The organism is Spiroplasma endosymbiont of Crioceris asparagi (assembly GCF_964020035.1).
Classification (GTDB): Bacteria; Bacillota_I; Bacilli_A; order Mycoplasmatales; family Mycoplasmataceae; genus TIUS-1.
The window spans coordinates 355,073-371,660 of the sequence record NZ_OZ026475.1; the positions used below are offsets into that span (position 1 = coordinate 355,073).

The 16,588-nt window shown below is 25.3% G+C and carries 23 protein-coding genes; 19 read left to right on the forward strand and 4 right to left on the reverse strand.

All coding sequences use genetic code 4. The features are described from left to right. Positions 1-53: 53 nt before the first annotated feature. The 9 genes from AACL01_RS01670 to AACL01_RS01710 all read left to right on the forward strand — a co-directional run bounded on the left by AACL01_RS01670 (position 54) and on the right by AACL01_RS01710 (position 6,342). Positions 54-794: an HU family DNA-binding protein gene (locus AACL01_RS01670; protein WP_339022281.1), complete on the forward strand. Its 741-nt coding sequence runs from the start codon at positions 54-56 to the stop codon at positions 792-794. An 18-nt stretch (positions 795-812) separates the two neighbouring features. After that, positions 813-977, forward strand: a complete 165-nt coding sequence (gene rpsU, locus AACL01_RS01675) for a 30S ribosomal protein S21 (protein WP_339022282.1) — start codon at positions 813-815, stop codon at positions 975-977. A gap of 99 nt (positions 978-1,076) precedes the next feature. Further along, entirely contained in the window at positions 1,077-1,763 is a 687-nt protein-coding gene (locus AACL01_RS01680) for an HU family DNA-binding protein (protein WP_339022283.1), read from the forward strand. A 68-nt stretch (positions 1,764-1,831) separates the two neighbouring features. After that, positions 1,832-2,383 carry an OB-fold domain-containing protein gene (locus AACL01_RS01685; protein ID WP_339022284.1) on the forward strand — a complete coding sequence of 184 codons (552 nt, stop codon included), beginning with the start codon at positions 1,832-1,834 and terminating at the stop codon, positions 2,381-2,383. Then, positions 2,373-3,305, forward strand: coding sequence for a Holliday junction branch migration DNA helicase RuvB (gene ruvB / locus AACL01_RS01690; protein WP_339022285.1), 933 nt, complete (start codon positions 2,373-2,375; stop codon positions 3,303-3,305). The genes AACL01_RS01685 and ruvB overlap by 11 nt, the downstream gene beginning before the upstream one ends. A 159-nt stretch (positions 3,306-3,464) precedes the next feature. Continuing rightward, positions 3,465-3,920 (forward strand): YqeG family HAD IIIA-type phosphatase, encoded by a 456-nt coding sequence (locus AACL01_RS01695; RefSeq protein ID WP_339022287.1) that lies wholly within the window; start codon positions 3,465-3,467, stop codon positions 3,918-3,920. 61 nt (positions 3,921-3,981) lie between these two features. Continuing rightward, the gene (locus AACL01_RS01700; RefSeq protein WP_339022288.1) at positions 3,982-4,146 is read left to right on the forward strand and encodes a DUF896 domain-containing protein; all 165 of its coding nucleotides are present in this window, start codon (positions 3,982-3,984) and stop codon (positions 4,144-4,146) included. Positions 4,147-4,183: 37 nt separating this feature from the next. Then, complete coding sequence (locus AACL01_RS01705; protein WP_339022289.1) at positions 4,184-6,127, forward strand: transketolase; 1,944 nt, start codon at positions 4,184-4,186, stop codon at positions 6,125-6,127. Continuing rightward, positions 6,127-6,342 carry a YneF family protein gene (locus AACL01_RS01710; RefSeq protein ID WP_339022290.1) on the forward strand — a complete coding sequence of 72 codons (216 nt, stop codon included), beginning with the start codon at positions 6,127-6,129 and terminating at the stop codon, positions 6,340-6,342. The genes AACL01_RS01705 and AACL01_RS01710 overlap by 1 nt, the downstream gene beginning before the upstream one ends. A gap of 7 nt (positions 6,343-6,349) precedes the next feature. Here AACL01_RS01710 and AACL01_RS01715 read toward each other — a convergent pair whose 3' ends face one another. Continuing rightward, positions 6,350-7,153, reverse strand: coding sequence for a glycerol-3-phosphate acyltransferase (locus AACL01_RS01715; protein WP_339022292.1), 804 nt, complete (start codon positions 7,151-7,153; stop codon positions 6,350-6,352). Positions 7,154-7,213: 60 nt separating this feature from the next. Here AACL01_RS01715 and AACL01_RS01720 point away from each other — a divergent pair, with 60 nt between their 5' ends. From AACL01_RS01720 to AACL01_RS01765, 10 genes are all read left to right on the forward strand, one after another. Further along, on the forward strand, positions 7,214-7,519 hold the full coding sequence (locus AACL01_RS01720; protein WP_339022294.1) for a hypothetical protein: 306 nt from the start codon (positions 7,214-7,216) through the stop codon (positions 7,517-7,519). Then, positions 7,506-7,916 (forward strand): riboflavin kinase, encoded by a 411-nt coding sequence (locus AACL01_RS01725; protein WP_339022295.1) that lies wholly within the window; start codon positions 7,506-7,508, stop codon positions 7,914-7,916. The genes AACL01_RS01720 and AACL01_RS01725 overlap by 14 nt, the downstream gene beginning before the upstream one ends. After that, positions 7,910-8,788: a deoxyribonuclease IV gene (locus AACL01_RS01730; RefSeq protein WP_339022297.1), complete on the forward strand. Its 879-nt coding sequence runs from the start codon at positions 7,910-7,912 to the stop codon at positions 8,786-8,788. The genes AACL01_RS01725 and AACL01_RS01730 overlap by 7 nt, the downstream gene beginning before the upstream one ends. 20 nt (positions 8,789-8,808) lie before the next feature. Next, on the forward strand, positions 8,809-9,825 hold the full coding sequence (locus AACL01_RS01735; protein WP_339022298.1) for a hypothetical protein: 1,017 nt from the start codon (positions 8,809-8,811) through the stop codon (positions 9,823-9,825). An 18-nt stretch (positions 9,826-9,843) separates the two neighbouring features. Continuing rightward, positions 9,844-10,233 carry a transcription antitermination factor NusB gene (locus AACL01_RS01740; RefSeq protein WP_339022300.1) on the forward strand — a complete coding sequence of 130 codons (390 nt, stop codon included), beginning with the start codon at positions 9,844-9,846 and terminating at the stop codon, positions 10,231-10,233. Between the two features lie 24 nt (positions 10,234-10,257). Further along, a complete protein-coding gene (xseA, locus tag AACL01_RS01745; protein ID WP_339022301.1) occupies positions 10,258-11,388 on the forward strand; it encodes an exodeoxyribonuclease VII large subunit in 1,131 nt (376 codons plus the stop codon). 3 nt (positions 11,389-11,391) lie between these two features. After that, positions 11,392-11,592 carry an exodeoxyribonuclease VII small subunit gene (locus AACL01_RS01750; RefSeq protein ID WP_339022302.1) on the forward strand — a complete coding sequence of 67 codons (201 nt, stop codon included), beginning with the start codon at positions 11,392-11,394 and terminating at the stop codon, positions 11,590-11,592. After that, on the forward strand, positions 11,585-12,838 hold the full coding sequence (locus AACL01_RS01755) for a DNA polymerase IV (RefSeq protein WP_339022304.1): 1,254 nt from the start codon (positions 11,585-11,587) through the stop codon (positions 12,836-12,838). Before AACL01_RS01750 ends, AACL01_RS01755 begins: the two co-directional genes overlap by 8 nt. Next, a complete protein-coding gene (locus AACL01_RS01760; protein WP_339022305.1) occupies positions 12,838-13,437 on the forward strand; it encodes a SprT-like domain-containing protein in 600 nt (199 codons plus the stop codon). Before AACL01_RS01755 ends, AACL01_RS01760 begins: the two co-directional genes overlap by 1 nt. Before the next feature lie 92 nt (positions 13,438-13,529). After that, the gene (locus AACL01_RS01765; RefSeq protein ID WP_339022306.1) at positions 13,530-14,414 is read left to right on the forward strand and encodes a hypothetical protein; all 885 of its coding nucleotides are present in this window, start codon (positions 13,530-13,532) and stop codon (positions 14,412-14,414) included. 6 nt (positions 14,415-14,420) lie between these two features. On the opposite strand, the gene AACL01_RS01770 is transcribed toward AACL01_RS01765, so the two are convergent. From AACL01_RS01770 to AACL01_RS01780, 3 genes are read right to left on the reverse strand one after another with little or no spacing between them, the layout of a single operon-like run. Then, positions 14,421-14,975 carry a dephospho-CoA kinase gene (locus AACL01_RS01770; protein ID WP_339022307.1) on the reverse strand — a complete coding sequence of 185 codons (555 nt, stop codon included), beginning with the start codon at positions 14,973-14,975 and terminating at the stop codon, positions 14,421-14,423. Further along, positions 14,975-15,256 carry a hypothetical protein gene (locus tag AACL01_RS01775; RefSeq protein WP_339022308.1) on the reverse strand — a complete coding sequence of 94 codons (282 nt, stop codon included), beginning with the start codon at positions 15,254-15,256 and terminating at the stop codon, positions 14,975-14,977. Before AACL01_RS01775 ends, AACL01_RS01770 begins: the two co-directional genes overlap by 1 nt. Positions 15,257-15,258: 2 nt before the next feature. After that, positions 15,259-16,587, reverse strand: a complete 1,329-nt coding sequence (locus AACL01_RS01780; protein ID WP_339022310.1) for a hypothetical protein — start codon at positions 16,585-16,587, stop codon at positions 15,259-15,261. Position 16,588: the final 1 nt, after the last annotated feature.

A 16,588-nucleotide genomic window follows, 5' to 3' on the forward strand; every position in this document is an offset into this window, starting at 1 on the left:
TGAACATTTATATATATAATAAATAACGTAAATATACAAAGGTAGATTAAAAAATGAATAGTTTAATAAATGAAAAAATTATTGTTGAAATTGATGTGTTATCAGATCAAGTTCAACAAAACATTAATGAGAATTTATTCTCAGCAGATTTAAAAGCACTTATCCAAACAAATAAAGAAGTGCTTTTAAGATATTTAGAAGTTGCTTTAAGAGAAAAAAATGCGATGTTAGAAAAACATCTATTTGAAATGAACTACTTTATTAAACATGTAACTTATATCGATGAAGTAGAAGCTCAAATTCAAAGAAAAAGATATGGATTAATGAAAATTTATAACTTGGTCGCAGGAAAAGGCGCAGCAGTTTCAATGATCAAACAAACTGAAGCACCGCAAATCCAAAAACCAATAGCTAATCCAGAACCAAGTATCGAACAAGAACCAGTTGAAGCAGCAGTTGCAACAAATGTAAGATGGGACTTTAAAAAGAAACCAATTACAAAAGAAGGTTTAAAACGTATTGGTAAAATTGAGTTAACTGAAATAGTTGCGGCAAAATTTAATATGCCAAAAACTAGAGCTAAAACATTCGTAACATTGATGTTTGAAGAAATTAGATTAAGTTTAGTTAATGACGAGCAAGTTTGACTAAATGACTTTGGGAACTTTTTAATTATTGATAAAGCTGAAAGAGAAGGATTTAATCCATCTACTGGTGAAAGATTGATCATTCCAGCAACTCAAGTAGTTAAATTTAAAGCTTCTGCAAGAGTTAAAGAATCAATTAACAATTAAGAAAAGGATGTGAGATAAATGGCAAATATCATTGTGCACGAAGGCGAATCTATTGAAAAAGCATTAAAAAGGTTTCAAAAAGTTGCTTCTCAAAATAAAGCTGAAGCAAGAAAAAGAGAATACTTTTTAAGCAAAAAAGAAAAAAAAATCTACAAACAAAAAATGAACAAAAAACATAAATAATGGAGATTATTTTTTAAAATAATCTTTTTTTTATATTAAATATAGTTACTTTTATATATAATATTATTAATTAAACAATTAAACCAGGAGAAAAATATAATGGCAAAAAAAACAAAACCAATGCAAGGACTTGTAAGTGACGGAATTGCCCCAAAAGCTAAATCAGGAAGTTTTGCTGAAAGACCAAAAATTTTAGAAGAATTCAATCAAAAGCAACAAAGAATTATTCAATCAAGACAAATGGGTGCTATCAAAAAAGGTGAAGCTTCTAGAGATTCATTACCTGAAGGTGTAAAAAAATCAATTGAAAACAAAGAAAGAATTAGCGAAGTAATTAACATGGCTGGTGAAAACGATGTTGACTCAATTAAAGAAAGATATGCAATTGACAGAACACCATTAACAAGAGCTAAAGCAAAAAAAGTTAGAGATGAAAGATTAATTAAATTTGGTACTTCAGAAGATTCAAGAATGAAAAGAATTTATGATGATAACTTTGGAGTTTCTATTAAAAAACTTGAAATTGCTGAAAGAGCTGCAAGAGCAATGGGTGTAGAAGATCACAAATTAATTTCTAAAATTATTAACTTATTATTTGCAGAAATTAAATTAGCATTAATTAATGGAAATGAAGTTAATATTGCAGGGTTTGGGTCATTTAAAATTACAGTTATTAAAGCTCACCAATCAGTTAACTTGGCAACAGGAACTGAAATTTATATTCCAACTACTTCAGTAGTTAAATTTAAAGCTTCAAAAAATTTAAAAGACGCATTAGAAAAATAGTTTAAACTATTTTTTTTTTTTTTTTCAAATTAATAAACAACTTAACGATGTATATATTGAGGCGAAATATGTACTTTTTAAAAGGAAAAATTATTGAAAAAATAAACAATAGAATTATAGTTGAAAACAATAACATTGGATATGAAGCAAGATGTTATGACAAAATATCAGTTAATAAAAATATTGAATATCAATTTTATGTATATCAATACATTAATGAATTTAAACAAATTTTGTATTTTAGTTTGGACAAAAACTGTATTAAATTTATTCAAATAGTTATGGACACGAAGGGTGTTGGACCAAAAATGATTAATGAACTTTTAACTAATTATTCTTATAAAGAAATAATTGAGTTTGTAAAAATTGGAAATATTGAACCAATAGTTAATTTAAAATTTTTAAATCTTAATATTGTAAAAACTATTTTTTATAATTTAGGTAAGGATTTAGAAATTAAAAAAACAACTCCGTTTCAAAAGAATATTATTAATTCTTTAATAAAAATGGGTTTTAACACAAATGATATATATTCTGCAGTTACCAACACTAAAAAAACAGTTAATAGTGAAGAATATTTAAAATTAATTATTAACAAATTAAATACTTATGAACAATAATTATTTTAGACCTAAAGCTTTTGCAGAATATATTGGTCAAAAAAACATTATTAACTCTTTAAACATTTATATTCAAGCATCATTAAGAAGGGGGGAAAGCTTAGATCATATATTGTTTTATGGCGCTCCTGGATGTGGTAAAACTTCATTAGCATTTTTGATTGGAATTGAATTAGCATCAAAAGTAATTTTTTTGAATGGCCCAAATTTAAAAAAGACTTCTGATCTTATTAGTGTTTTAGCAAATTTAAAAGAAAAAGAAATTGTATTTATCGATGAAATTCATGCAGTAGAACAAGATGTATTAGAAACGCTTTATCCTGCTATTGATGATAATAGAATCAGTCTTGTAATTGGTAAAGAATATAATTCGAAGGTTATTAATATTAAAATACCTAATTTTACTTTAATAGCAGCAACTACTGAGTTACATAAAATTCCTCATCCATTAATGAGTAGGTTTTCAATTAGTTATTCTTTTGATGAATATAGTGTTGATGATATACAAAAGATTGTTGAACTAACTGCAAATAAATTAGGCTTAGAATTAAAACAAGAATGAATTACAGCGATTTCTCTTAACTGTAAAACTAATCCAAGAATTGCAATAAATTTATTAAAAAGAATTAACGATTATTTTATGATTCTAAATGAAAGAGAAAAAGATATTCAAAACATAATGAACAAAATTGGAATATTTAACTTAGGGTTGACTCGAGATGATATAAAATATTTAAAAACATTGGTTGATTTTACAAGTCTAGGTCTAGAATCTTTATCTCAAATTTTAAACATTCCTAAAAATACTATTTTAAATAATATCGAACCATTTTTATTAAAAGAAAATTTCATAATTCGAACTAGTAAGGGAAGAAAACTTACAAATAAGGGAATAAATTATATTAATAGTTTGTATAATTAAATTAAAGATAAAGGTGATGTGATGAAAAAAAGAAAAATTAAAAAAGAAAAAAACATTCTTTTTTTGAACTACTTTAAGCCATCCATATATATCCAAAACTATAAAAGTATAAACTTAAACTCTTTGAAAAATAATGGAATAAAATTAATTTTGTGTGACATGGATAACACACTAATTTCTTTTGGTGAACGTCTTCCATCAATTGATGTTGTTAACTTTATAAATAACGTAAAAAAAATGGGAATTGAATTTGTATTGTTTTCTAATAACATAAAAAGTAGAGTAGAAAACTTTGCCAAAAAAGCAGGAATTGATAATTATTTTTGAGATTGTCGAAAGCCATTAATTGGAAAAATGAAAATAATTGATAATCTTTTTAATTTTAATAGAGATGAAATGATTTTTATTGGTGATCAATTAATCACTGATATATTTTTTGCCAATAGATGTCATATAAAAAGTATTTTAGTTACACCACTAAAACGTAGTGAAGATGAAAATAAATTTATAAAATTTTTAGAAAATAAAATTTTAAAAAAACTTGAACAAAAAAATATTATTCATGAAGGTTTTTATACTGATTCAGAACTAACAGAATCATATGAAATATTATAGTTATATCTTGTTATTGTAAGTAATAAATTAATATGCTATAAATAAATAAAAGGTCATAAATATGGATAAAATTATTGAAAGAATTAATGAACTTGTTTTAATTGCAAAACAAAGAGAATTAACCAAAGAAGAAATTGCAGAAAGAGATAATTTAAGAAAAGAATTTATTAAAAATTTTAAAGAAAATTTTGAGAATGAATTAAAAAGAATTAAATTTAAAGATTAATTCTTTTTTTAATTAAAATAATAGTGGAGAAAAAAATATGGATTTAAAAAATATAACAGCTTTAAAAATTTTAGGAATTGATGCAATAAACAAGGCAAACTCAGGTCACCCTGGAATTGTATTGGGAGCTGCACCAATTATTTATGCACTTTTAAAAGATCACTTAAACATTACACCTAAAAATAGTAAATGAATTAATCGAGATAGATTTGTTTTATCTGCAGGACACGGGAGTGCTTTATTATATTCAACGCTTCATTTGAGTGGTTTTAATATTAGTATTGAAGATCTTAAAAATTTTAGACAATTGAATTCTAAAACTCCTGGTCATCCCGAGTATAAACACACAGATGGAGTTGAGTGTACAACAGGTCCTTTAGGTCAAGGAATTGGAATGGGTGTAGGAATGGCTGTTGCTGAAGCTCATCTTTCTAGCAAATACAATAAAATAATTGATCATTACACATATGTTCTTTGTGGTGATGGTGATTTACAAGAAGGTTTATCTTATGAGGCAATTTCTTTTGCTGGAAGACAAAAACTTAATAAATTAATTTTATTGCATGATTCAAACAACATTCAATTAGATTCACCAGTTAAAGATGTTCAAACAGAAGATTTACATAAAAGATTTGAAGCATCTAATTGAAATACAATTCTTGTTAAAAATGGCGATGATTGAAAAGCAATTAGTAAAGCGATAGGTGAGGCTAAACTTGCAAATAAACCAACATATATTGAAGTTAAGACAGTTATTGGCGCTGGAGCCACTAACGAGGGTACAACTAAGGTTCATGGTGCACCTTTAGGAAAAGATATTGAAACAGTTAAAAAAAATCTAAATTGAACAAATGCTGAATTTGAAATTGAAAAAGATGTTTATAATTCTTATTCACAAATTATGAACGAAAAAGAAGTTAAATATTTAGAATGACATAAACAATTTAATTCATTGGATGAAAAAATCAAAAATGAGATTACAAATAATTTTAATCAAAAATGAGACGTTGATAAAAAAGATATTATGAAACTTATTAAAGGTGAAACTCAAGCAACAAGAGTTTCTTCTGGAAATGTAATGAACTATTTAACTGCCAAACTACCAATGATTGGTGGAAGTGCAGATTTATGTGAATCAACTAAAATTAAAGGACCAGATGGTAATTTTGATATAGATAACAGATCTGGAAGAAATATTATGTACGGTGTTAGAGAATTTGCGATGGCATCAATCAATAATGGTGTTGCATTGCATGGTGGACTATTACCATTCGCTGCTGGTTTCTTTGTATTTTCAGATTATATGAAACCAGCCATTCGTTTATCAGCACTTCAACAAATTCAAACTTTATATGTATTTACTCATGATTCAATTGGTGTTGGAGAAGATGGCCCAACTCATCAACCAATTGAACAGTTAGCAATGCTAAGAGCAATTCCAAATTTAAAAGTCTTTAGACCAGCTGATATGCATGAAACTATTGCTGCATATATTGCTGCACTTGAATACAAAAATGGTCCATCAGTAATTGTTTGTACAAGACAAAATTTAGAAGAATTAAATCATGGTAAAGATTTCATTAAAGATGTAAAAAAGGGAGCATATATTATTTCAGAAGATAAAAATTCTAATGTAACAATTATTGCTACCGGTAGTGAAGTTAAATTAGCGCTAGATGTAAAAAATAAGTTAAATAATGAAAACATTAACGCTAAAGTGGTTTCAATGCCCTGTGTTGAAAATTATGAAGAACAATCTTTAGGTTATAAAGATGCAATTATTGACAAAAATTCAAATATTTTTACAATTGAATTAGGTACAACATTTGGTTGGGAAAAATATTCTTTTAGAAATGGTAAATCATTTGGATGAAATAAATTTGGTTTTTCTGCGCCATTTGGAGATATACTAAAACATATAGGTTTTAATGCAGAAACAATTTCAAAAGAAATAATTGAGAAATTGAGGGGGAATAAATAATGGAATGATGAGCAGTTTTAATCCTTGGGATTTTATTATTAATATTAGGTGGAATTATAGGATTTTTTATTACAAGAAAAATGATCACTAAACAAATTAAAGAAAATCCACCAATAACTGAAAACCAAATTAGAGCAATGTATCTAAGTATGGGAAGAAAACCTTCAGAAGTAGATATTAAAAGAACAATGAATGCTTTCAAAAAAGCAAAATAAAATTGGATTACTTATCCAATTTTTTTTCTTTCATTTTTTGTCTTCAAGTTAATCAAGATGGTTCTGTACCATTTAATAATCTTTTAATGTTTGTTTTATGTTTAACAATGACAACTAAACCACACAATGTTATTAAAATGTTATTTAAAATATAACTATCTAATTGAAAATCATTATTTATATTTAAAAAATGTTTAATTCTTATATGATTAAATATATTAGTGACAAAATCTTTTTCAAAATAAGCAGCTAGGTTAGCAGCTTTAGAATTAAATTTTCAAATTAAATTACTATCAACGTTTGCAAAACCATTTAAGATTGGTATTCAAATTAATATAGCTAATATAATTACACTTGCAATTCCTGAAAAACTTATTTTATTAATTGTTAGTGTTAATATTCATCAAATTATAATAAATAAGAATGAAAAATATCAATTTACAATAAATAATAATGCAGAAAAAGAAGATACTCCTTTACCACCTTTAAATTTATTAAAGATCGGATAGATATGACCAATAAAGCAAAATACACAGGGAATAATAACACTTGTTCCATAAAACAATGGTGAGTTAATTAAAGAAAACCCCAATGCAATAAATGCTGTAACAAATATTTTAGAATAATCCAATAAGAAAACTCCAAATCCTCATCACTTACCAATAACACGAGAAGCGTTGGTTGCTCCTAAATTACCACTACCATAATCTTCAAGATTTTTGCTTGTTTTTAAATAAACTATAATTTTTCCAAACAATAAACTTCCAATGCAATAACCAATAACTGAGGCAATAAAATTTCCTAAATACATTAATACTCCTTTATTTTTTATACATATATAATATACAATAATTTTATAAAAAGGTTTTATATGATAAAAAATATTCACACATTAAATTTTGAAGAAGTTAAATTGCAACTGTCAGAAGTTGAAAAAAAATTAACACAAGCAAATCAAGATGAAAAAAAAGAAGAGCAACGTAAACGTAAGGGTTTGTATTGATGATTTTTATTTCCCATTTTTGGTTGAATAATTTTTGGAATGATTTTAACAAGAAGAGGTCAAACTGAATATTATCAAGGAAAATTAAATAATATTAAAATGAATATTCTTGAATTAGAATTAGATAAAATTTTATTAAAAAAAAGATTGGGTGAGTTAAATGGACAAGAATAAATTATTGCTAGAAAATAAATTTGATGAATACGTAGAATTAATAGGTGAATATTTTGCTATTGAAGATGTTGTAGTTAGAGGTTTACAAATTGGCAAAACAATTGGTTATCCAACAATTAATTTTTTAATAAAAGAAGAATTACCATTACAATGTGCATCATTTAAATCTGATGTTTATTATAATGGTCAAAAGTATATTGGTTATAGTTGTTATTGAAAAAATCAAAATCAACAAATTATGTTTGAAACATATATTATGAATTTTTCTCAAGATGTTTATGGAGAAACAATTAAAGTTGTTCCTCGAAAATTTATTAGCATGAATATTAAAGCTAAAAATTTAGAAGAGGTTAAAGCTAAAATTACCAAAGATATTGAGAAGGCAAAAGAATGATAAAAAAAGTTTTACTAGGATCACATGTGTCTATGACTTCAACAAATAAATATTTAATTGGCTCTTTAGAAGAAGCTTTGAGTTATGGTGCGAATACATTCATGATTTACACAGGACCTCCACAAAACTTTCGACGAACAGCAATTGAAAAATTAAATGTTGTTGAATTTAAACAAAAATTAATTGAAGCAAATATTGATATTAAAAATTTGGTAGTTCACGCTCCTTACATAATTAATTTAGGAAACACAATCAAAGAACAAACATTTAATTTTAGTGTTGAAGCATTAATAAGTGAAATTCAACGAGTGGGACAAATTGGGATTAGAAAATTAGTATTACATCCTGGGGCTAGTGTTGGTGGTGAAATATCAAAATCACTTGATTCTTTAGTTAAAGGTTTAAATCTTGCTCTTGAGCAAACTAAAGGTATTGATGTAATTATTGCTTTAGAAACCATGAGTGGAAAGGGCAGTGAAATTTGTATCAACTTTGATCAAATGAAATATGTTATTGACAAGGTAAATGATCAATCAAGAGTTGGTGTGTGTTTTGATACTTGCCATTTAAATGATGCGGGTTATGATATAAAAAATAATTTTGAAACAATACTTGATGAATTTAATGAAAAAATTGGTTTAGATAAACTACAAGTTGTGCATTTAAATGATTCAAAAAATGGTATAGGTTCACATAAGGATCGTCATGAGAATATTGGCAAAGGTTTAATTGGTTTAGATGCTTTAGCAAAAATTTTGCATCATGATAAACTAAATAACATACCTTTCATTTTAGAGACACCGTGAATTGAGAATAAAACTAAGGCTCCATACAAAGAAGAAATAAATTTACTATTAAAAAATAATAAGTTATAATTTTATAAGGAAAAGACAACATGAAAAAATTATTCAAATTATTATCTATAACAGCAATTGGCGGAATGAGTACAGCTGCTATCATTTCTTGTGTTCGTCCATATTCTTATTCTTTTGATGCAAAAGACTTAAAATCAATATCAAGAGCCTGAAATGATCAACTGGGTAACATGGTTACTTTTTATGCTAATGAAATTGATTCAAGCGATTTTTCTGCAAAACCAAGCAAAAACAATATAATAGATTTTATTAAAATGAATATTAATGTAGCAATTAATGATCAAAATAGCAAAGTTAATTTAAATAAATTTTTGGAAAATGACAATACAAAATTTAGATTTTATAAAAACAAAGAAGATGTGATGGGTTATAACATAGAAGGTGTTGAACATTTATTAGATAGAAAAGTTATTTGATTTGATATTTCTGATGGAAAAACTTCAACTAGTAAAATGCAATTAAACATAGATGCGCAAAAAAACAAGGTTAGTTATTTTGCAATTAAAAATTTTGATGATAACAATCATGGCATGGACTATATAACTTATTTAGTAAATAAAAATAAAAACTTTGTTGTAAATATAGATACATCAAAAATTTATTTAAATGATTATATTGAAAAAAATGGACTAGGTGATGATCAAACAAAAGAAGATCTTTGTAGATTAGTTTATGAAGATATTAGAACTAAAATTTATAGTGCAATAAAAAATGAATTATTTAATAATGGAACAACTCCTCAAATTGTAAATTCACCTGTTAATTATTTTGGATCAATTAAAAACACTTCTTCTATAGAAGATTATTTAACAAATTATAATGGTAGGGGTTTTGAACAAGGTGATGAACAATCACAAGCAATAAGTTTTGTCACAAAACTTACAAACGGTTCAAAACCAAGTCTTAAAAATGCCACTATTCATAAATGACATTATTCATTATTATTAAAAGATGACATAAATGATCATTTGAATGATGATAAATTTGTTGATGATGATTCACAAACTCCAAACAGCATTTTATTAAATTTTTATTAAAAACAAAAAAGGAAAACTATGGCCAGTAAAATTGAAGTTAGAGAAGGTGTAGTTCAATTATTATATAGATACTATCTTTTAGAATTAAATAAAAATACCTTAAAACAGGAAGTGCTTGATAATTTTCAAGTAGATTTTTTTAATGAAAAAGATAATCTTAATATGTTAGATTTGATTAATGAATTAGAAAAAATTGAAAGTCACTTAAGTAGTAAGTTAAATAAATCATGAAGTTGAGAGCGTTTAGCCCCAGTTGCTAGAGCTATATTGGTAAATGGTTATTTTGAAATTAATTATTTGAATGTTTCAAAAGCAATTGTTATCGATAAATCAATGGATATTTTAAGAAAATATATTCCTACAACTGATCCAAAATTTATCAATGCTATTCTAGATGAAAAAAAATAGTAGATATACTATTTAGGAGATCATATGAACAATGAATTTATAACAGTCTTAGAATTGAGTCGAATTTTAAAACAAAAAATCGAATCAATTTATGAATTAAAAAATATAAATGTTAAAGGAGAAATTAGTAATTTAACTTTTTCTAAATCAGGACATATTTATTTTTCTTTAAAAGATAATGAATCTGTTATTTCATGTGCTATTTGAAAATCAAATTCAGCAATGTTTAAAGCACTAAAACCTAAAGAAGGCGATGAAATTATAGCTTCTGGAAAAATAGGCTTTTATCACCCACAAAATAAAATTACCTTTACTGTTTCTAATGTAATTTTAGAAGGAAAAGGTGGATGACAAGTTTTATATGATGAAAAAATGCAAGCATATGAAAAAAGAGGTTATTTTGATTTAAACAACAAAAAACCAATTCCGAAGTTTGCAAAAAATATTGGTGTTATTACAGCTGAAACTGGGGACGCAATAAAAGACATTATTAGAAATATTCACAACCGAAGAAAAGGAATTAATATCTTTTTATTTCCTTGTATGGTTCAAGGCGAAAATGCAAGCACAGAAATTAGTAAAAGAATTCAAGAAGCAAATCAATTTTCACCTAAGCTAGATATTATTTTAGTTGGTCGTGGTGGGGGTAGTTATGAAGATCTTTGGGCGTTTAATGAAGACAATGTAGTAGAAGCAGTTTTTGCTTCTAAAATACCCATTATTTCATGCGTGGGGCATGAAAATGACAATACAATAATTGATTCAGTTGCAGATTTAAGAGCATCAACCCCAACAGGGGCAGCAATTGCTGCAACTGAACTAACAGATGATAACTTAATTATGATTTTGAACAACTTACATGGAAGCTTGGCAAATGACCTTGTACGAATTGTGGATTTTGAAAAACACGAGCTTTTAAATCAAATTGATGAATTAAATTCTGAATTAGAAAATAAAGTTAATCAATACAAAGAAGAATTAAATTTATTTAATTCGAAACTAGAATTGTTAAATCCAAAAGAACCATTAAAAAGAGGTTATGCAATTGTTATGAATTTAAAAAATGAAATTATTGATTCAGTGGAAAAAGTTTATAATGAAAAAGAGATTAAATTAGTTTTTGAAGATGGTGAAGCCATTATAAAGGTAGGTTAAAATATGGAAAAAGATATTAAAGAAATTATTGATCAATTAAAGGAAAGTGTTGCAAAATTAAGAGATGAAAAAAATATTTCTAAAGCTCTTCAAATTTATGAAAACTCAATTACTTTAATTAAAGATGCAAAAACAGAACTTGAAAAAGTAGAAGGTAAAGTTAAAAAAGTTATTGCTGGATTAGAAAAAGAGTTTAATGGATAATAAAGTTTTTTTTCTAATTGACTTTGATGCTTTTTTTATTAGTTGTCATGCAATCGAAAATAAATATATTAATGAAGTGCCAGCAGTTGTTTGTGAAAATAATAAAAAGGGTATTGTAATTACTGCTAACTATAAATCACGAGCAATAGGCGTTAAGACAGCCATGCCAATTTTTAAGGTTAAAAAAATTATTCCTGATATTTTAATAATAAATCCTGATATGGATTTATATTCACAAGTTTCAAGAGAAACTTTTAAAGCAATTAGCGATACTTTTACTAGTAAAATGGAAGTTGTTTCTATTGATGAATGTTTTTTAGAAGTGAGTGACTCTTATAAAAAATATGGAACTGTAATGAATATGGCTAATGAAATTAAAGAATTTGTAAAAACAAATTTTAATTTAACTTGTTCAATTGGTGTAAGTTCTAATAAATTTCTTTCTAAAATGGCATCAGAATTTAATAAACCTGATGGTGTATCAAAAATGTTACCAACTGAAATTGAAGAAAAATTATGACCACTAGATATTCAAAAAATGTATGGTGTTGGAGCAGCAACTACAAAAAAATTTGAAGCTTTAAAAGTTAAAACAATTGGGGATTTGGCTAGACAAAAACGAGAAACAGTTATTGAACTATTAGGTAAACATGGATTTAATTTGTGAATTAATGCTAATGGCTTAAGTGAAGATGAAATTAATCTTAATTATTTTGAAATTAATTCTGTTGGTAATGAATGAACTTTAACCCAATTAAGCAACAATGAATATGAACTTGAGAATCATTTACGTGATTTAACGGAAATGGTCTGTAATCGGGTTAAAAAGCGTTTAAAAAAGGCTTATACAGTTGCAATAGTTGTTGTTTATAAAGACTTTGGTGAAAAATTATCTAAGAAAAAGAAAACCCGACAAATTACATTAAAAACGCCATCTAATGATTTAGAAGAAATTTTTCCACATGTGCTTGAATTATTTTATTCATTTTGAAATGGTGATCTAGTCAAATTAATTGGAGTTAGACTTGCTAATTTAGTTGAAGATTTTAGTGTTAAAAAACAATTATCTATTGATGAAGTTAATGTTATTAAAAAATATAATGTTGTCGAATCAATAATGGATAATATTAATAATTCAATAAATAAAAAAATGTTAATTACAGGTACAAATTTAATTAAAAAAAATGAAAAATATAGCAATAATTTTAAATATTCAAAAGTAGAAAAAGAGAATCGCAAAAAATAATGATAGGCATAGATGAATTAATTTTAGAACTTACAATAATACACAAACAATTAAATAAATTGTTTTTTAATAGTGAACTTTCAGATGTAAAAATTACAATTGAAAGGGCACTTAATCGTAAACGCAGAAAATTAGGTTCTTTTGATATGTCTAATAAATGAAGCGATAATTTAAAACATATTACAATTTATACTGCAGCTTTAAATGCAAATTATTATAAAATAATTGAAATTTTATTACATGAAATGTGTCATCAATATAATTTTGAAAATAACTTAATTGACACTGAAAACAATGGTCGTCATAATAAAAGATTTAAAAAAATAGGGGAAAAAGTGTTGTTGCAATTTCTAGAGCCATATCCCAAATATATGGGTTATGCCTTTACAACATATTCTGATCAATTAAAATTTGTTATAGATAATAAATTAGACTTTAATAAAAATGTTTTCAAAATAGTTCATAAAGATTCAGAACCATCAATTGAAGGATATAGTAAAAGAAAAACATATAAGTGTAAATGTGGAACTAGAATTTCTAACTCTAATTTAGAATTAAAAATAATGTGTTTAGAATGTAACACTATATTTAAATATTAAAGTGTATATTGCAATATGCACTTTTTTAAAAAATATCTTAACATTATTGCACTTATGTTAGTAAAATAATATTAATAAGGAGAAACTGCTCTATGCCTTTTTTTGCGCCCAAGTTTTGTCAAAAACACTTAAAAATTCATGTTTGTAGTGAAGGAGATATTCGTTCAACTTTAAATGAACGTGAAAATTCTATTGCCTCTAAGGTTAGACGTCTTCATGGAACACAAACAGAAGAAGAAAAAGCAGCCGAAAATGCTAAAAGAGTTAAATTGCAAATGGGTGGCGGTTTTAATTCAATTTTAGAAAATGCAAAGAAAAAAAATGAACAAGATAAAAAGGAAACATCATTTTTAGAAGAAACTGTTGAAGTTAAAAAAGAAGTTATTAATGATCGTATAAGTCGATTGAGAAATGCTGCGCTAAATGATGGCGCCTCTCTTCCAAAGACCCCTCCTATTCCCCCCACTACTCCTACCCCCAAAAAAGAGATAACTCCAAAAACAACAGAAGTAAAAGAAGAAATTAATCCCGTGTCTTCCCCTTCTCCTTCTTCGAAATCAGTAAAAGAAGATAATGTTAAAGAAGTTATTAAATCAACACCTAGTGTAAAAAAATCATTAGATAAGTTAGACAAAACATATTCAGAAAATGATTTAAAAAAGATTGTTGCTGAAGCTGTAAAAATGGCACTAACCGAAGCTGGCGTTGTTAAAAAAACAACAACTAAAGTTAAGGCAAAAAAATCATCAATAAAAAAAGGTGTGGTCAAAAAGACAACCAAAAAAGTTGTTGCAAAACCAGCTACTAAAAAAGCTGCAGCTAAAAGTTCAACTACTACTAAAAGAGCGCCAATTGCTAAACTTGCTGCTAAACCAGCTACTAAAAAAATTACTGTAAAATCAGGATCAAAGAATAAAACAGTTGTTGTCAAAAAAAGTGTTGCGTCAAAAAAAATGCTGGCTAAAAAGAAAAAATAATGGATTTTAATTTTCCATTATTTTTTTAAATATAATTTCTGATAAATTAGGTTGATATTTAATTGTTATAATTTCACTGCTTTTTTTAAGCGATTCTTGAAAATTATTTAAAAAAAGTATTTCTTCTTTTACACTAGTTGTTGATCTTTTAATTGCATTTGCAATATTTTCATTGTTTTGAATAAAAAATAATTTATCGAATTTAATATTCTTAAACTGATAAATAATTGCACCATCTATTAAATAATTAAACTCTTTATTTACTTTTTCAATTAAATATTTTTCAACTAATAATCAAGCAAATTTTGAAAATTTTGAAAATGTTGTTTTGTCTTTAAAAATATTTTTTTTTAGTAAATCTTTGTTTATTTCATTATTAGCAAAAATGTCTGCTCCAAAATTATCTTTAACAAAATTAATAAAAACCTTATCTTTATACAACAATGAATTTAATTGATCAACTTCAATTAATTTCCATTTGTTTTTGTCTAATTTTTCCAAAACTTTTTTCGATATTATTGTTTTTCCAGAACCAATATTTCCCGAGATTCCAACTATCACTATTTATCCTCTTCAATTATTCTAATTTGTTTTTCATGTGATATTTTTGTTGCAGTTATTACAAGATTTGAAATTTTATCAATAACAAGGTAAACATCATTTATTTGTGTATTAACATATAAAGTTTTTTTTGTATCAATTACGTCAGTTGAATTATTTATAAGTTCATTTACAAAAATATTTAATTCTAAGTCAGTTTTTGAACGCATATTAAGTCTTTCTTTTATTCTATAAAATGAATGCGTAGAAATTGAATACTTATTTTTTTCATAGTACGACAAAATTAATTTTCCTCTTTTTTATTTTTTTCATTAAACTCATCAATAACTGATTGTGGTTCATATAATGATTCATCCATTTCATATTGTTGGTTCATTAAAGTGTATGCTGATTTTTTTTGTCATTCAGAAATTGCTCTTTGAATTTTTTCTTTATCTAATTGGGGATTTGAAAACAATGTTATAAAAAATGCTATTACAAATAATATTGAAGATATAACAAAAATCATCCCAAAAGCATCAAATAATTTGAAATCTAATGCATTTTTAATCGATGATGCAATCGCTGCTTGATCTGGTGCTCCAACATTTTTAAAATTTTCTTTTACAAAATTTTGAATTAAATTATCCAATTCTTTTGAAGAAAATGTTGTTGAAAATACTACTTTAATAAATGAATTTTGACCAATAAATAATTGACAAAACATTATAATAATTAAGAAACCGATTATAAATAATAAAAATCCTGGTATGTGATATTGTTCTCTATAAATTTTTGGTTTTTTAAATAATAATAGTGCTATATAAAATCCCAAGAAAAGATAAAGTATTATTGAGAAAACATTAGGAATAAAATTATCTTTTAATGAATTTAATGAAATCATATAAATTGTAATTGTTTGTTGCTTGCTATCGGCATTAATTTTTGCACTTGAAAGCATTGCTATTAATTGCAATATTGAAAAAATAATAATTCACGCTAGTAGACTTGCTGCTAAACCTATTTTTAAATATTTAATTGTTTTTGGTTTAGTTTTATATGGATAAAATCTTGGGTCTTGTAAAGGATGTTTTAATGTAAAAATTGAATTTAAATTTTTTTGATCAATATTCATTGTCCCATTAAAATTGTTAAATGTTTTATTAACATTTTCGTTATTATTTTGAATTATTGCAGTTTCTGCAACGTTAATATTTCCAGTTTGCTCAATTGTTTCTTGTTTATTATCGTCAACAAGTTCTTCTTTAATTTTTTTAAATTTAAATAGTGAAACTTCATTTTCTAAATCTTGTTTTAAAATATTAGTATTTTTTAAAACAAAGTTTTTTAATGAATTTAAATCTTTTTCAACATTTTCTAAACTTGCATCATCTGCAATTTCATATTCAACTTTTTTGTTTTTAATTTTTGAAAAAATAATTGCAAATTCTTTTGCTTTAGAATTATTTTTTTCAACTTGTAATATATTTTCTAAAAAAAACATATTTTCAATATTTTTTTTAAATAATATACTTAATTCAACTTCACTCCTAATAAGAACTCTTAAATTTTTTCTTTCTAAAATATTATATAAAGTATTAATCAAGCTTTCATATGTTAATTTATCTTTCATT